Raw genomic sequence first — 15096 nt, forward strand, 5'->3', positions numbered from 1 at the left:
GCCGTTTGAAACGTTCAATCACCCGTGCGGGCGGCGGGAGGACCCGAGGCCCGGAGGCCCCGAAGGCACGGGAGAACGGAAGGGGTGACGTCGAAGGCCGTCACCCGTCGGCTCGTTCCGGGGAGGGCGGCGCGCCCGGTCGGCGGGATGCCGCGCGCCGCCCCGTCCGGGTGTCAGACGCGGGCGTGCCGCGCGGCGGCGGCTCCGTGCGGTACCGAACGGCCGTCCCGCGCGGCCGACTCGGCGGACTTCAGGCTCCGGAGCCACCAACTGGACAGCCCCAGCAGGCTGGTGAAGACCACCAGAAGCAGCACGGACGTCCACATGGGGCGGCTGCCCGGGGACGACCACGCCGTGCCCAGACTCGACGCCGCCCACAGCAGCACACCGGCGGCGTACCACGCCCGCATCCGGCGCAACTGTCGCGCCACCGGCCAGGACCCGAGGGAATCTGTGTGTACAGCCATGACGGCCTAGTACCCCACGAGCCCCGCTCACACCTCACGCGTCGCGGCCGCGAGGATCAGCCTGCGAGGGCCGGACGGTCCGGGCGCCCGGCCCCGCTCACCGGGCGGGGCCGCCGCGACGGGACAGCCGTACCGCGGGGACGGTGCTCCTCGCGGCCCGGCGGCGAGGACGGCGCCGGCTCAGGCCAGGCCGAACCTCTCCGCGTGCACCTGGCGTGCGGGGACGCGGAGTTCGCGCAGGCCCGCGAGGACGGCCGCCGTCATCGCGGGCGGGCCGCAGACGTACACGTCCCGGTCGGTGACGTCGGGGACCAGCCGGTGCAGGCTGCCCGCGGCGAAGGGCGGGACGCCGCTCCGCGCCGTCCGGCCGGTGAGCAGGTGCAGCCGGCCGCCCCGCTGATCCACCAACTGGCGTACCTCGTCGAGCAGTACGGCGTCGGCCTCGCTGCGGACCCGGTACAGCACGACGACGTCGCCGCTCGTCCGCTCCTCCAGCATCGACCGTACCGGCGTGATCCCCACGCCTCCCGCGATCAGCAGGACTCCCGGACGGGTCCGGTGCAGCGAGGTGAAGGCCCCGTACGGTCCCTCGACGAAGGCACGCCCGCCGACGGGGAGATCGCGCAGAGCGGCGCTGGCACCGCCGACCGCCTTGGCGGTGAGGCGCAGGCCCCGGCCGTCGGGCGCGGCCGACAGCGAGAAGGGGTTGGCGAGCCACCAGTGCTGGTGCCCGGGGAACCGCCAGAAGCAGAACTGGCCCGCCCGAGCGGGGAGTCGGTCGAGGTGGCGGCCCGTGACGTACACCGAGACGACGTCCGGCGACTCGGGGACGACGGCCGCGACCCGGAACCGGTGGCGGGCGTTGCGCCACAACGGCATCACGATCCGCCCCGCGAGCAGCGCGCCGAAGGAGAACAGCCACAGGACCCACCAGTAGGCCACGGCGAACGCGGAGGAGGTGAAGGTCGTCGCTCCTGCAACTGGTGGACGAACGCCAGGCCGAGGGCCACGTAGAGCAGCAGGTGCAGTCCGTGCCAGACCTCGTAGCGCAGCCGGCGCCGCACCGCCCGGGTGGAGATCGCGCCGACGAGGACGACGAGGGCCGCGGCGAGCATGCCGAGCAGCGAGGCCGGAACGCCGCCGAGCGCGACGAACGTCGCGCCCATGGAGGCGTCGTCGAGTGTGGCGTAGCCGAGCACCACCAGCGTCGCGTGGGTGAGGACGGTCCACAGCAGCAGGAAGCCGACCCAGCGGTGCCACACCGTGAGGCGGTCCGTTCCGATCCGGCGGTCCAGCCACGGCAGCCGGGCCACCAGCAGCAGTTGGCACAGCATCAGCAGGGCCGCGTGCAGGCCGAAGAACCTGGCGACGGTGAGGACGCCGTTCTTGCCCTCGCCCGCGCCGAGGAACAGCGCCTCGACGATCACCACGTTGACGACGACCCAGGCCCACATCGCCCAGCGTGCCGCGTCCACCGCGACGGTGCCCCTGCGCACCGTGTTGTCCGCCGCCTTCATGACTCGCCCCTCGCCCCGGGCCGCGGTGTGCGCGGCCGTGTGCTTCCACCCCGTGAAGACCGAGGGATCCGGCCGGATCCCCGTCCCGATCACAGAGGGATACGGCGGCGGGAGCCGCCGCGTTCACGCCGGAAGGACACGCATCGGCCACGGCGCGGACACGGCGTGCCGCGGCCTCGGCGCGGGGGACGCCGCGGGGCGCGGGCGCGCCCCTCCCCCGCGCGGGTCAGGACTTGGGCGGCTTGACGGCGATGTCGAGGTAGAAGGCGTCGATGCTGCGGACGGCCGCCTCGAACTCCTCCAGGTTGACGGGCTTGGTCACGTAGGCGTTCGCGTGGTGGTGGTAGGCGCCGGTGACGTCGTCGGGGGCCGAGGACGTGGTGAGGACCACGACCGGGATGGTGCGCAGCTCGGGGTCCTCCTTGACGACGGCGAGGAACTCGCGTCCGCCCATGCGGGGCATGTTGAGGTCGAGGACGATCAGGTCCGGCCGCTCGTTGCCGGGGTCGCGCAGGAACTCCAGGGCCGCGATGCCGTCGGAGACCTGGGTGAGGTTGCGGGTTCCGCGTTCGGTGAGGGCGTCCTGGATGAGCAGGGCGTCGGCGGCGTCGTCCTCCACGAGCAGGACGTCGTAGGGGCGGATTGCGGCGGCGGCAGCCATGATTCACGAGCTCCGGGGGTGTGGTGGCAGGACGGGGCGGTGCGGGTCGTTGGTGATCAGTCCGGGCCAGCGGCGCCGGGCTCCTTGTCGGCTCATGTCCACGGCCCGGCCGATCTCGGGATATCCGGCGCCGTGGGCGGCTGCGGCGTGCGCGGCCTCGTCCTCCAGGTCCCGGACGCATTCCTTGACGCCGGCCAGGACCCGCAGGCACGCGAGTGCGCCCTGGAGCCCGTCGCCGGGCACCTCGGGGGGCTCCGCGGGGCGCGTGCCGCCCAGCTGCGCCATGCGCCGGGTGAGCTCGTCCAGCACCTGGTTCACCAGGGCGGTCGTCTCACCGGCGGGTGGAGGGGCTGTGGAGCCGGGTCCGGGCATGCCGCCAGCCTAGGCCGTTGATCTCCCCGGGGACAACATGCGTTGTCGTGCCGCGGGTACAGTGTGCGTGCCGCGCGGGGAGTCGCGGTACGGAGCGCTCTAGGGAGAAGTACGAACCGCGATGAGCAGGAAGCCGTCGCCCGCCGAGGGGGCGTTGTCCGCCTGGACCACCCGGCGCTGGTTGCGGGTGGGGGTCGCCACCACCCTGCTCGTCCTCGCCGTGCTGGGGTCGATGGGCACCTGGGCGATGTGGCGTACGTCGCAGCTGACGACCCAGGTCGTGGACCGGCGCTCGCCCGCGCTGGTCGCCTCCATCCGGCTGGAGGCGTCCCTGATCAACCAGGAGACCGGTATCCGCGGCTACGGCCTGTCCGGCCGTGCGGCGTTCCTGGAGCCGTACCGGCAGGGCCTGAAGGACGAGGCGGCGGCGCTCACCCGCCTGCGGCCGCTGCTGAGCCGCGACCCGCAGGGCCGTGCGGACCTGGCCGCGGTGGAGAGGCTGGCCGGCACCTGGCACGACCGCGTCGCCGGTCCGCTGTCGAGCGCGACGGCCGGGGAGGTCGTGAAGATCGCCGGGGCGCGGACCGCGGAGGGCAAGGCCACGTTCGACCGGCTGCGCGCCGCCATGACGCGCCAGCAGACCCACCTGGAGGCCAGGCGCACCGGGGCGAGCGGCGACCTGCGGGACGCGATCACCCTGCGCAACTGGATGTTCACCGGCATCGCCGTGGTCATCCTGCTCGTCGCCGTGCTCGTCTTCGAGGGCATGCGGCGCGGGATCACCGGACCGATCAGCACGCTCGGCGCGGCCGCCCGCGACGTCGCCCGCGGCCGCTTCGACCGCTCGCTGACCGTCACCGGCCCGGCCGATCTGCGGCAACTGGCCTCCGACGTGGATCTGATGCGCCGGCGCCTGGTGGCCGAACTGGAGTCCAGTGAGGCGTCCCGCGGGCTGCTCGACGAGCAGGCGGCGGACCTCAAGCGGTCGAACACCGAGCTGGAGCAGTTCGCGTACGTCGCCTCCCACGATCTGCAGGAGCCGCTGCGCAAGGTCTCCAGCTTCACCCAGCTCCTCCAGCGCCGCTACGGCGGCCAACTCGACGAGCGCGCGGACCAGTACATCGGTTTCGCCGTGGACGGCGCCAACCGCATGCAGGTCCTCATCAACGACCTGCTGGCCTTCTCCCGGGTCGGCCGGGTGCACAACGAACACCAGAGCGTGGACCTGCAACGGGTGCTGGACGACGCCCTGGGCAATCTCAGCATGGCGATCGAGGAGAGCGGCGCCGAGATCACCCACGACCCGCTGCCCACCGTCTCGGGGGACACCACACAGCTCAGCATGCTCTGGCAGAACCTGCTGTCGAACGCGGTCAAGTTCCACAGCCCCGACCGCGCCCCGCGCATCCACGTGAGCGCCGCCGCCGAGGGCGACCACTGGCGGTTCGCGGTGGGCGACAACGGCATCGGTATCGAGCCGGAGTTCCAGGAGAAGGTCTTCATCCTCTTCCAGCGTCTGCACACCAAGGACGCCTACCCCGGCACCGGCATCGGCCTGGCCATGTGCAAGAAGATCGTCGAGTTCCACGACGGGACCATCGGCATCGACCCGGACCACCGGCCGGGCACCCGGGTCGTCTTCACCCTTCCTTCCGCCCTCCCGGACGCTCCCGACGCCGCGGACCCGGGGACCCGGCCGTGACCGGCCAGGCCGGGCCGGGCCGCGAGCAGTTCCACATCATGCTCGTGGAGGACGACGACGGGGACGCCCTGCTCGTCGAGGAGCTGCTCCTCGACACCGACCTCCCGCACCGCCTGACCCGCTGCCGTACGGCCGCCGAGGCCAGGGCGGCGCTGGCCTCGGGCACCGTCGACTGCATCCTGCTCGACCTGCACCTGCCGGACGCATCGGGCATGGAGACCGTGCAGGCGCTGCAGCCGGCGACCCACGCCGCCATCATCGTGCTGACGGGTCTGGCCGAACCCCGCGCCGGGGTCGACGCGCTGGCCGCGGGCGCGCAGGACTATCTCGTCAAGGGCAAGGTCGAGCCCGATCTGATGCAGCGGGCGGTGCGCTACGCCGTTCAGCGAAAGCAGGTCGAGCGCACCAACGCGGCGCTCCAGATCGGCCAGTTGCGCGCCGAGGAGAACGCCCGTCTGGAACGCGGCCTGCTGCCCGAACCGCTCCTGGAGTCGGCCGCCGTCACGGCGTCCAGCCGCTACTACCCGGGCCGGACGCAGGCCCTGCTCGGCGGCGACTTCCTGGACGTCGTGCAGACCGACGACGGGCAGGTCCACGCGGTGATCGGGGACGTCAGCGGACACGGTCCGGACGCGGCGGCACTCGGCGTCTGCCTGCGCATCGCCTGGCGCGCCCTCACCCTGGGCGGCCACCGCGACCAGCACCTGCTGCATCTGCTGGAGCGCATCCACATCGCCGAACGCACGGGCCACGACCTGTTCGCCACCTGCACGCTGATCACACTGGACCCCGCGACGGCGACGTGCACCCTGCACCTCGCCGGCCACCACGAGCCCCTGCTGATGACCGCGGGCGGCGTCGAGGAGGTGACCGCGGCCCACGGCATAGCCCTCGGGGTGGCCCCGGGCATCGGGAAGTGGCCGCCGACCACGTTCTCCCTGCCCGCCCGCGGCGCGCTCGTCGCCTACACCGACGGGCTCATAGAGGGCTTCGCGGACGACGCCAGCGGCCGGCTCGGGGTCGAGGGGCTGCTGCGCATCATCCACACCATCGAGGCTCCCGACCCGGGGGCCCACCTCGACCGGCTCATCGCGCGGACCCGGACCCTCAACGCCGACCGGCACACCGACGACCTCGCCGTCCTGCGCCTGGACTGGAACACGAGCGCGTCCGTCACGGCCCCCGCGGCCCCGGAGGCGCGGGGGGAGAAGCGGGCCTGACCGGGCTCGCCCGCGTGCGGCCGTGTCAGGCGCGGGTGGGCGCGTCCGACAGGGCGATGCGGGCGGTGATGCTCTTGCCGTGCGGCTCCACGGCCACCTCCAGCGCCTCGGAGACGGCGCTGACGATCTCCAGGCCGTGCTGCCCCACGCGGCGCGGGTCGGCCGTACGGGCCGCCGGGACCGTGGGGTCGCCGTCCCTGACGACGATGTCGACGGCGTGGGCGGTCAGGCGCAGCTCCAGCCGCACCGGGCCGGGCGCGTACTTGTAGGCGTTGGTGACCAGTTCGCTGACGACCAGCTGGACGATGTCCGAGGCGCGGTCGGAGACGTCGAGGCCGTTGTCGGCGCGGGCCCGGTCGAGGAACGCGGCGGCGTGGTGGCGGGCTTCGGAGATGGAGGCGCCGGCGCCGAGCAGATGGCGCGCCCGTGCCAGGGGCGCCTCGGGCTCGGTGGATCGCTCTTGGTGGTGCCCCTTCACCGGCATCGTCCTCATTCCCCGTCCACGGTCACCACCCGGTTCCCGCCCGCACCCCTGCGTATGCCTGTCGTACGCCAGTTTCGCATCACACAGGGGCCCCGGGTGCATCCGGCTGCCGATTCCGAGCAGAATAGACCTCCTGCCGCCGCGGGCCGGTGCCGTCGAGCGCACACGGAGGGTCCGCGCCGGTCAGGGGGCATCGGGCGGGCCGCCGGAGGTACCGCGCGGCAGGCGGGGTCAGGCCGCCTGGTAGGGGGGAATCTCGGCCAGCAGCCGGTCGAAGCCCGCGGTCGGGAAGAGGGCGGCCGCCAGGTGCAGCAGCCAGAGCGGCTGCGGGGTCAGCCGCTCCACGGCCGCGGTCCGCCGCGCGGGGTGCCTGCGCGGGCCGGCCGGTGTGTCGGTGAGCAGATGCAGTCCGGCGGCGTCCATGAACGGGACGTCGCGCATGTCCCAGACCACGTCGGTCACCTGGAGCGGCAGCGCGGTCACCGCCTCGCGCACCGCGGGGAGGGTGTCGTGGTCGATCGCTCCGTAGGGGCGTACGCGGGCGGTGGTGCCGTCGATGGTCGTGGTGGTGATCACCATGGTGGGCGGCCCCCTCTCACGGGGGTTTTGAGCCCAAAGGCGAGACGCCCGTGCTGACCGGGCGGGTCGACGATGGCGGGAGCTGAATGCCCGGGGTGGGGGCAACGTCCAGAACCCCTGACCAGTACGTCGCACCGGTCAGTCTCGGTCCTCTCATCGTTGCACGACGACAACTGTTTGGGCCATGCTCGTCGTGTGAAGAACCGGACTGTTCCCCTCAGGGCGGACCGCGCGCCTCATACGACCGGACACCCGACCGCGGTACGCGCAAGGGTTCGACCAGCCGGCTCCCCAGCCCCCGACCCGGCACTTCGGCCCCCGGCCGGGGGCGGTGCGCGGCGCGCTCGGGCCGCCGACGACCTCCCCGCCGGGTGACTGATGGCCTTCTTCGCGATCTCCCGCTCGCGGCCGCTGACGCTCCTGTCGGCCGCCGATCTCGCGACGGAGAACGAGCGGCTGGAACGGGAGTGCGAGCAACTCCGGCGGGCCGTGGCGTCCCACGCCGTCGTGGACCAGGCGCTCGGCGCGGTCGTGGCCCTGGGGCAGATCGCCCCGGAGGAGGCGTGGCGGGCCCTGCGCGACGTGTCCCAGCGCACCAACACCAAGCTGCGCACGGTGGCCGAGCACGTCCTCGCGTTCGCCCAGGGGGCCGAGCTGCCGGAGGCCGAGCGGCTGGAACTGCGCCGGGCGATCGCCCGCTACCGGCGCTGAGGGCGGCCGGCGCGGCGCCGGGTCAGCTCTCCTCGCCCGCGGCGGCCAGGGGGAGGCGCAGGACCAGCAGGGCGACGTCGTCGTCGTTGTCGTGCGGTCTGGCGCGTCGCAGCAGTTCGTCGGCGAAGGCGTCCAGGTCCCGGTGGACCAGGGACGCGGCGTGCCGGCGCAGGTTCTCCATTCCGGCGTCCAGGGGCTGCCGGCGGGACTCGATGAGGCCGTCCGTGTAGAAGACCAGCGTGGATCCGGCGGGCAGGACGACGGCGGCCTCGGTGCGCGGCCGGTCGCCGGCGAGCCCGAGCAGCAGCCCGTTGGCATCGGTGAGGTAGCGGGTCAGCCCGTCGCGGGTGACGAGCAGCGGCGGCGGATGGCCGGCACTGCTCCACCGCAGGTGCCAGGCCCCGGCGGCGTCGACCGAGAGCCGGGCCAGGATCATGGTCGCCATGCGCACGTCGGTGATCTGCGTCATGGCTTCGTTCAGATGCTGGACGATGCGGTGCGTCGGCTGGTCCCGCGACCAGGTGAAGGCGCGCAGCATGTTGCGCAGCTGGGCCATCCCGGCCGCCGCTTCGAGGTCGTGGCCGACGACGTCGCCGACGACCAGCGCGGTGTCGCCGCCGGGGAGGGCGAAGGCGTCGTACCAGTCGCCGCCGACGTAGGAGGCGTCCGGCGCGGACAGGTAGCGCGCGGTCATCGCGGCACCCGGCAGATACGGCAGCTGCGGCAGCAGGTAGCGCTGCATCGTCTCGGCGACCTGGCGCTGGCGCTGGAAGTGGCGGGCGTTCTCCAGGGCCAGTCCGATGCGCCGGGCGATGTCCTCCAGCAGCGCCAGATCGTCCAGGGTGAAGGTCTCGGCCTGGTCGGAGCGGCCGAGGGTGAGCGCGCCGAGCACTTCGCGCGGGCCCCGCACGGGTGCGATGCAGGCGGTCCTGATGCCGGTGACCTTGAACAGCTTGCGCTGCTCCACGGCGATCCCGCTGTCCGGTGAGCCCTCGTAGGTCTGCGGGCCGGCGAGGTTCGAGGCGACGCCCCGCAGCGCCCGGGACAGGGGCATCGGGGACGCGTCGGACACCGGCGGCATCGGTCCTTGCAGATCGTCGCGGACCGTGAGTCCCGTCGCGTCGGCGTGGACCACCAGGTGCCGGGAGACGTCGCCGCTCTCGGTGATCATGTCGATGACGGCCCAGTCCGCGAGACGGGGCAGCACCAGGGCGACCACCCGGTGCAGCGCCTCGTCCACGTCGTTGTTGGAGATGAGCTGGGCGGTGGTCTCGGCGAGCAGGGCGAGCCGCTCCAGCTCCGAGAGGGCGCGTACCGGGAGAGCGGCGGGCAGGGGGGCGGCGAGCAGGGCCTCGGGGCAGGTGGTGATGTCGGCCATGACCGCTCCTTGTCGATCCGTGCAGCGGTGCGCAGAACGGTGCGGTCGCGGCCCGGCGGCGCGCTGTCCCGGTGGGGCGGACGGCGTGGGGCCGGGCGGGGGCGTTCGCCCGGTACGGGTGGGGTGCCGGGCGAGCGCCGTTGCTGCGGTCGGTGCGTGACGATGTGGGGAACTACCTGGTGAGGCTGCTGTTTCCCCAACAACCGACCGTGCGGCCACGAGTGCCGCAGCGTCATTTGTAGCACAGGCGTTCTCCCGTGCGGCCCCTCCGTGCGGACCGGGTGGGAGCGGTCCCCGCCCGGTGTCCGGCATCGCGCCGGGGCGTCGGCGGGCGGCGCCCCGGGCGGCCGCGGAGCCGTCCCGGGGCGCGGGCCGGGCGGGTCAGCGCCGGGTGAGCGCGCGGATCTCCGCGGCGATCAGCCGCGGGTCCTCCTCGGCCATGAAGTGGCCGCACGAGACGGTGCGGTGGCGCAGGTCGGAGGCCCATGCCCGCCACAGGCCCTCGGCGTGGTAGCCGAGCGCGGCTCCCCAGTCCTGCTGGAGGACGGTGACCGGCTGGGCGAGCCGGTTGCCCGCCGCGCGGTCGGCGCTGTCGTGTTCGAGGTCGATGCCCGCGGAGGCTCGGTAGTCGGCCACGATGGAGGGCACGGCCGCAGCGGAGGCGTCGAGGTAGTGGCGCCGCACGTCGGCGGGCAGGGCCCTCGCGTCCTTGGTCCAGGCGTCGAGGAAGTGGGCGAAGAAGGTGTCGGCCGCCCCCTGGATCATCGCCTCGGGCAGACCGGGGGCCTGGGCCGTCAGATACAGGTGGAAACCGACCGCACCGGACACCCCGCGCAGCGCCTCCCACATGTCGGGGGTCGGCAGGACGTCGAGGAGGAGCGCGCCGGACACCGCGTCCGGGTGGTCCATGGCGGCCCGGAAGGCGACGAGGGCGCCGCGGTCGTGTCCGGCGAGCGTGAACCGCTCGTGCCCGAGGGCCGCGGCGAGCCGTACGGCGTCCCGGGCCATGGTGCGCTTGGCGTAGACGTCGGGCGTGGTCGCGGCGGGCTTGTCGCTGGCGCCGTAGCCGCGCAGGTCGGGGCAGATGACGGTGTGGTCGGCGGCGAGGTCGGCCGCGACGTGCCGCCACATCAGACGCGTCTGCGGGAAGCCGTGCAGCAGGACGACGGGGCTGCCGCTGCCGCCGACCTCGGCGTGCAGGGACACGTCGTCGTCGACGCGTACGCGGTGCTCGGTGAATCCGGGGATGCTCAGCGGGGACAAGAGGGGTCTCCTGTAGGTCGTGACACAGTGGACGCGCGGACCGCCGGGGTCCGTGTCCGTCCGGGGACGCCTCCAGGCTCGGGGCCGCGGATCAGCGATCGATGAGTGTCCGGGAGGGCGCCGCGAGCCGGTCGCCCTCCCCGGGAAGGGACCGTGCGGTGCGTCTCGCGTTCGGAGTGCTGGGCCCGGTGGCCGCCTGGGACGCTGCCGGTGATGCCGTCGCGCTCGGGGCGCCCCGGCACCGTGAGGTGCTGGGCCGGCTGCTGGTGGCGCGGGGCCGGGTGGTGCCGGTGGACCGACTGGTCGCCGACCTGTGGCCGCAGGAGCCGCCGGCGGGCGCGGTGGGCGCGGTGCGTACGTTCGTCGCCGCGCTGCGCCGCGCGCTGGAACCGGATCGCCCGCCGCGCCGGCCCTCCCGGCTGCTGGTGACCCAGGGGCCCGGGTACGTGCTGCACGCGAACCGGGACGCGGTGGACGCGTGGCGCTTCGAGGCGACGGTGGAGCGGGCCGGCGCGGCGCCGCCGCGGGCGGCCGTCGCGCTGTGGGACGCGGCGCTGGCCCTGTGGCGCGGCCCGGTGCTCGCCGACTTCCCCTCGGCCCCGTGGGCGGGAGCGGACCGCGCCCGGCTGGAGGCGCTGCGCCTGAACGCCGTCGAGCGCCGCGCGGACGCCCTGCTCGCCACCGGAAGTGTCCGGGAGGCGGCCGTGGACCTGGAGGCGCATGTCGCCGCGCACCCGTGGCGGGAGGACGGCTGGGTACTGCTGGCGACCGCGCTGGACCGCTCCGGCCGCCGCGGCGACGCCCTCGCGGCCCTGCGGCGTGCCCGGCGCGTCCTCGCCGAGGAACTCGGCACCGATCCGGGTCCGGGGCTCGTCCGGGCCGAGGCGCGCATTCTCCGCGAGCGTCCCGGGGCCGGCGCCGACGTGCCGGCCGGGATCGCCGACGGCGTCTGGAGCAGCGCGGCGGCGGCGTGGGAGCGCTCGGTCCCGGCCCGCTCACCGGCGCGGCTGCACGCCACCGCCGGACTGCTGCGCGATCTCGCCGTCACCGGGTCCGAGGGGCTGGAGGAGGCGCACCGGCACCGGCAGGAGGTCGTCGCCGCGGCCGAGGCCACGGGGGACGCCGAACTGACGGCCCGGATCATCGGCTCCTACGACGTGCCCGCCGTGTGGACGCGCGCCGACGACCCCGAGGGAGCGGCCCGGCTGGTCCGCGCCGCCGCCCGAGCCGCCGCGTCGCTCGACCCCGGCCGGTCACCGGCGCTGCGGGCCCGCCTGCTGTCGGTCGTCGCCGTCGAGTCCCGGGGCGACGCGGCGGCCGACGGCCCCCTCGCCGGTGCGGCGGGACCGCCGGTCCGCGAACCCTGGCGGGCACGGGCGGAGCGGGCCGCCGAGGAGGCGGTCCGGCTCGCCAGGCTGTCGGGCGACCCCGCGCTGCTCGCCTTCGCGCTCAACGGCGCCTTCATGCAGTCCTTCGGCCGGTGCGGCGGCTGCGCGGGCCGTGAGGCGACCGGCCGGGAACTGGTCCGCCTCTCCGCCGGGCATCATCTGCCCGGCCATGAGGTGCTGGGCCGCCTGATGCGGCTCCAGGCCCTCGCCGGGCTGGGCGATCTCGACGCCGCGGCGGCCGAGGCGGAGGCCGCGGACCGGCTGGCCGCACGCCACGAACGGCCCCTGGCGGGCGTGTTCACGGCGTGGTTCGCCGCGTTGCGCGCGTGCGAGACGGACGGCTGGCGGGCCGCGCGCCCGCTGTACGCGCGGGCGCTGGAGGCCACCGCGGGCTGCGGGATGCCCGGCCTGGCCCGGGGAACCGAGGCGCTCGTGGCACTCGTGCCCGTGCTGCGCGCCGACGGCGCCCTGCCGTCGCCGGAGGAGTTCGCCCGACTCGACGCCGGCCCGTACGAGCCGTGGCTGACCCCGCTGCTGCTGGCCGCCGCGGGCTCCGCCGACCGGGCACGGCAGGCCCTGGACCGGGTCCGCCGTCCCCCGCACGACCTGCTCCAGGAAGCGCTGTGGTGTCTGCTCGCCCGAGCCGCCGGCGCCGTGGGCCATCTGCCGGTCCTGCGGCGGGCGGTCGAGGAACTCGCCCCCGCGCGGGCGGAGTCGGCCGGGGCGGCCGGCGGCCTGATCTCCTTCGGACCGGTCGCCCGGCATCTGCACGCCGCCGAGGAGGCCCTGGCCTGAGCAGCACGACCGGCCCGGGACCGCGCACGCGTGTACGCCCCGGCGGCGCGTCCGCACGCGCAGCCGGCCCGGGTGACCGGCGGACCCGTCTCCCGCGGACCGGTCGCCCGGCATCTGCACCCCGCCGAGGAGGCCCTGGCCCGGCCGTCACCCGGACCCGGGCGCGGACGGCCGCCCACCGGTCCGGCGCAGCAGCCACTGCAACGGCGTGCGGCGCCGGGGCCGTACCACCACGCGGCCGAACGCCTTCTGGCCGACCAGCTCCACCCGCAGCGCGACCGGGGCGCCGGGGTCCGCGGGGGCGGGGCGGTGGCGGACCTTGCTGTGCACGAGAACCAGGCCGTCGGTGTCGACGACGATGCCCGGCCGCGTGATCAGCTTCAGGGTCCTGCCGGCCATGGCGACGTCGATCCGCAGGGTGCCGTGGGTGATGACCGCGTCGGTGAAGTCCAGCGTCACCTGGCCGTACGTCACCGCGAGTTCCAGGCGCCGCGGCACGACCCAGCGCCCCGCGCGCTCGACCGGGCCGCTGTGGACCTGTTCGATCCGGACCAGGTCCTTGGCCTCGGCGTCCGCCCCGGCCCGCGCGCCCGGCAGGTCTGCGCAGAGCGCGGACAGGTCGCCGAGGGTGCGCGCGGTGAGCGCCGCCTCCAGCCGCTCGTCCAGCTCGTCCGCGCTCAGCAGGCCGTCCCCCGCCGCGACGCGGAGCACGTCCACCGTCCGGTCGCGGTCCGCGTGCGAGGCCCGCACGCCCGGCGGCACGCCGGAATCGCCGTGCTCCCCGGTGGGTGTGATCTCTCCCGGCATCGTCCCGCCCCGCTCCGTCGCTCGTCCCCGCGCCACCTTCGGCCACGGAATGAGCAGACTAGCGCTATATCGCGACACAAGCGCGAGCCGGGCCGGGCGGGGGCGGAGCGAGCCCGCACATCCGCACCCGGCACCCGAACCCCCTTGCAGAGAAGCGCACTTGGCGCCCGGAACCCATCATGCCGAGGCCGGCACGCGTCAACAACCGTTCTCCTGGGCCAGGTCGACTCCCGCACGCCCGGCGTCCGGAAGGCTCCGCCATGACAGCGGGCCCGCGTTCCGCCGCCTCGCTCACGGGCACGTCCCTCCGCTACGCCGCCAGCGTCTCGTCCTCCCGGGCCGCTTCACCGCGTTCGGCGCGGTATCGCTCCATCAGCGCGTCGGCCGCGCTCAGGGCATGGTCGGCGGTCCGGGTCCCGGTCATCACGCACAGCGTGTACGTGGCGTCCTCCAGCGCGCCGCTGGTGCGGCCCGTGGGGATCACGTCGTGTTCGATACGGGCCTGGGCGAACCGGGCGAGCGCGGCGCGCAGTTCCTTCTCCGCCGGAAGGATCATCAAGATTCCTCTTTCAAAGCACAGCTCGCAAGGCGGCGACGCCACCGCGAGGAACGGGCTGCGGGCAAGCTCCTGACGCTGGCGCGCCGTGCGGCGCAGCAGCAGCCGAGCAGAACCCCAAGTGCCCCGGGTTGTGAAGATCTATGCCTGCAAGACGTGCACATCCTCCCGACGGGGGATCCGCGCCGGATGCCCGGCCAGGGTCCGGACCGGGGGCGCGCACTGCGGCTCGGCCGCCCCCGCGCTCCTCCGTACCGGTACGGAACGGGTTAGGCTCGGTCGATGCCTGTGCATCCGGATGCCCTGTTCCGTGTTCCCCGCGAGCGTCCGCCACTTGGAGGAGGCCGGTCTCGATGAGCCGGGAACCCGGCGCCTTCACCGGGTCCGCCGACCTGCCGGACGGGCGTGCCCGGCAGGACCCGCAGCCGCTGTGGCGCGAGGAGATCGCCCTGCGCAACAGGATGCTCGCCCGTTCGGCCGTCTCCGCCGCCGAGGGCATCCTCATGGAGCGCTACGGACTCCCCGCGCCCGCGGACGGCTTCGAACTGCTGAGGAACTGCTCGCAGAAGCACAACATCAAGCTGCACACCCTCGCCGACGCGGTGGTCCGCGTGCCCGGCCCCGACCACGGCGCACCGCGGTGGTTCCCGGGCCGCGCCCGCAGCGGGCCGCCCGGCCTCGCGGGTGTCGCACCGGCCGCCGACGCCGACCCGGCCACGGCGTCGAAGGGCGCGGCGCTCGGCGCCGCGCTGACCCGCGCGCTGGAGGTCATGGAGACCGACATGGGCAACGTGCAGCTCGCGGAGAGCGGGCTGCTGCGCCTGGACAGACACCGCGGGCTCGACCGGCAGTTCACGGACTACTTCGCGTTCGTCGAGGACGGCACGACGGCCTGCGCCCAGGCCGCCACGGAGCGGGCACAGGTCCTCGTCCGCGACGTCGCCCGCGCCGAGGTCTTCGACGAGACCTCACGGCGCGTGATCCTGCACGCCGGGAGCCGCGCCTGCCACAGCGTCCCGGTCCTGGACGAGCGCGGCGCCCTCCTCGCGGTGATCTCCTCGCACCACGCCCGGCCGCTCGCCGGCCTCAGCCGCTCCCGGCACACCGCCCTGGACACCGGCGCGGCGGCGCTCGGCCGGTGGCTGTCCTGGCATCGCCGCACCCTTGTCCTCGACGCCCTGGAGGAACTCCACGCC

At 74.6% G+C, this 15096-nt stretch carries 14 protein-coding genes and 1 pseudogene; 5 read left to right on the forward strand and 10 right to left on the reverse strand.

All coding sequences use genetic code 11. From position 1 onward, the window contains the following. Positions 1-173 precede the first annotated feature (173 nt). The 4 genes and pseudogenes from SZN_RS19005 to SZN_RS19020 form a co-directional block, all read right to left on the reverse strand. The gene (locus tag SZN_RS19005) at positions 174-467 is read right to left on the reverse strand and encodes a hypothetical protein (RefSeq protein ID WP_063741761.1); all 294 of its coding nucleotides are present in this window, start codon (positions 465-467) and stop codon (positions 174-176) included. 180 nt (positions 468-647) lie between these two features. Beyond that, a pseudogene (locus SZN_RS19010) lies at positions 648-1921 on the reverse strand (ferredoxin reductase family protein). A 289-nt stretch (positions 1922-2210) separates the two neighbouring features. Then, positions 2211-2645 (reverse strand): response regulator, encoded by a 435-nt coding sequence (locus SZN_RS19015; protein WP_007497455.1) that lies wholly within the window; start codon positions 2643-2645, stop codon positions 2211-2213. Positions 2646-2648: 3 nt separating this feature from the next. Continuing rightward, complete coding sequence (locus SZN_RS19020) at positions 2649-3017, reverse strand: hypothetical protein (RefSeq protein ID WP_244313391.1); 369 nt, start codon at positions 3015-3017, stop codon at positions 2649-2651. A gap of 121 nt (positions 3018-3138) precedes the next feature. Between SZN_RS19020 and SZN_RS19025 the strand changes: the two genes are divergently transcribed. Both SZN_RS19025 and SZN_RS19030 read left to right on the forward strand, forming a co-directional pair. Then, on the forward strand, positions 3139-4719 hold the full coding sequence (locus tag SZN_RS19025) for a sensor histidine kinase (RefSeq protein ID WP_007497459.1): 1581 nt from the start codon (positions 3139-3141) through the stop codon (positions 4717-4719). 38 nt (positions 4720-4757) lie between these two features. Beyond that, the gene (locus tag SZN_RS19030) at positions 4758-5939 is read left to right on the forward strand and encodes a PP2C family protein-serine/threonine phosphatase (protein ID WP_086021411.1); all 1182 of its coding nucleotides are present in this window, start codon (positions 4758-4760) and stop codon (positions 5937-5939) included. A gap of 25 nt (positions 5940-5964) precedes the next feature. Here the strand turns inward: SZN_RS19030 and SZN_RS19035 are convergent, their stop codons facing one another. Then, on the reverse strand, positions 5965-6423 hold the full coding sequence (locus SZN_RS19035) for an ATP-binding protein (RefSeq protein ID WP_007497463.1): 459 nt from the start codon (positions 6421-6423) through the stop codon (positions 5965-5967). A 231-nt stretch (positions 6424-6654) separates the two neighbouring features. Then, entirely contained in the window at positions 6655-7002 is a 348-nt protein-coding gene (locus SZN_RS19040; RefSeq protein ID WP_007497465.1) for an STAS domain-containing protein, read from the reverse strand. 378 nt (positions 7003-7380) lie between these two features. On the opposite strand from SZN_RS19040, the gene SZN_RS19045 reads away from it, so the two are divergent. Then, a complete protein-coding gene (locus SZN_RS19045) occupies positions 7381-7713 on the forward strand; it encodes an ANTAR domain-containing protein (RefSeq protein ID WP_007497468.1) in 333 nt (110 codons plus the stop codon). A gap of 22 nt (positions 7714-7735) precedes the next feature. Here SZN_RS19045 and SZN_RS19050 read toward each other — a convergent pair whose 3' ends face one another. Both SZN_RS19050 and SZN_RS19055 read right to left on the reverse strand, forming a co-directional pair. Next, a complete protein-coding gene (locus SZN_RS19050; RefSeq protein WP_007497469.1) occupies positions 7736-9091 on the reverse strand; it encodes a PP2C family protein-serine/threonine phosphatase in 1356 nt (451 codons plus the stop codon). Positions 9092-9472: 381 nt separating this feature from the next. Further along, positions 9473-10354 carry an alpha/beta hydrolase gene (locus SZN_RS19055; protein WP_007497471.1) on the reverse strand — a complete coding sequence of 294 codons (882 nt, stop codon included), beginning with the start codon at positions 10352-10354 and terminating at the stop codon, positions 9473-9475. Between the two features lie 158 nt (positions 10355-10512). On the opposite strand from SZN_RS19055, the gene SZN_RS19060 reads away from it, so the two are divergent. Continuing rightward, positions 10513-12537: an AfsR/SARP family transcriptional regulator gene (locus SZN_RS19060; RefSeq protein ID WP_007497473.1), complete on the forward strand. Its 2025-nt coding sequence runs from the start codon at positions 10513-10515 to the stop codon at positions 12535-12537. A 147-nt stretch (positions 12538-12684) separates the two neighbouring features. Here the strand turns inward: SZN_RS19060 and SZN_RS19065 are convergent, their stop codons facing one another. Further along, positions 12685-13344, reverse strand: a complete 660-nt coding sequence (locus tag SZN_RS19065) for a DUF1707 SHOCT-like domain-containing protein (RefSeq protein ID WP_007497475.1) — start codon at positions 13342-13344, stop codon at positions 12685-12687. A gap of 310 nt (positions 13345-13654) precedes the next feature. Then, the gene (locus SZN_RS19070; protein ID WP_007497479.1) at positions 13655-13900 is read right to left on the reverse strand and encodes a DUF5133 domain-containing protein; all 246 of its coding nucleotides are present in this window, start codon (positions 13898-13900) and stop codon (positions 13655-13657) included. A gap of 353 nt (positions 13901-14253) precedes the next feature. Between SZN_RS19070 and SZN_RS19075 the strand changes: the two genes are divergently transcribed. Beyond that, the coding region (locus SZN_RS19075; RefSeq protein ID WP_007497481.1) for an ANTAR domain-containing protein at positions 14254-15096 on the forward strand (843 nt) is incomplete at its 3' end.

The organism is Streptomyces zinciresistens K42 (assembly GCF_000225525.1).
In the GTDB taxonomy this organism is placed as follows: domain Bacteria; phylum Actinomycetota; class Actinomycetes; order Streptomycetales; family Streptomycetaceae; genus Streptomyces; species Streptomyces zinciresistens.

What these genes read in the sequence shown, in the direction of transcription:
- SZN_RS19005 (WP_063741761.1), bottom strand. Translation starts at nt 467, where the DNA reads ATGGCTGTACACACAGATTCCCTCGGGTCCTGGCCGGTGGCGCGACAG.
- SZN_RS19015 (WP_007497455.1), bottom strand. Translation starts at nt 2,645, where the DNA reads ATGGCTGCCGCCGCCGCAATCCGCCCCTACGACGTCCTGCTCGTGGAG.
- SZN_RS19020 (WP_244313391.1), bottom strand. Translation starts at nt 3,017, where the DNA reads ATGCCCGGACCCGGCTCCACAGCCCCTCCACCCGCCGGTGAGACGACC.
- SZN_RS19025 (WP_007497459.1), top strand. Translation starts at nt 3,139, where the DNA reads ATGAGCAGGAAGCCGTCGCCCGCCGAGGGGGCGTTGTCCGCCTGGACC.
- SZN_RS19030 (WP_086021411.1), top strand. Translation starts at nt 4,758, where the DNA reads ATGCTCGTGGAGGACGACGACGGGGACGCCCTGCTCGTCGAGGAGCTG.
- SZN_RS19035 (WP_007497463.1), bottom strand. Translation starts at nt 6,423, where the DNA reads ATGCCGGTGAAGGGGCACCACCAAGAGCGATCCACCGAGCCCGAGGCG.
- SZN_RS19040 (WP_007497465.1), bottom strand. Translation starts at nt 7,002, where the DNA reads ATGGTGATCACCACCACGACCATCGACGGCACCACCGCCCGCGTACGC.
- SZN_RS19045 (WP_007497468.1), top strand. Translation starts at nt 7,381, where the DNA reads ATGGCCTTCTTCGCGATCTCCCGCTCGCGGCCGCTGACGCTCCTGTCG.
- SZN_RS19050 (WP_007497469.1), bottom strand. Translation starts at nt 9,091, where the DNA reads ATGGCCGACATCACCACCTGCCCCGAGGCCCTGCTCGCCGCCCCCCTG.
- SZN_RS19065 (WP_007497475.1), bottom strand. Translation starts at nt 13,344, where the DNA reads ATGCCGGGAGAGATCACACCCACCGGGGAGCACGGCGATTCCGGCGTG.
- SZN_RS19070 (WP_007497479.1), bottom strand. Translation starts at nt 13,900, where the DNA reads ATGATCCTTCCGGCGGAGAAGGAACTGCGCGCCGCGCTCGCCCGGTTC.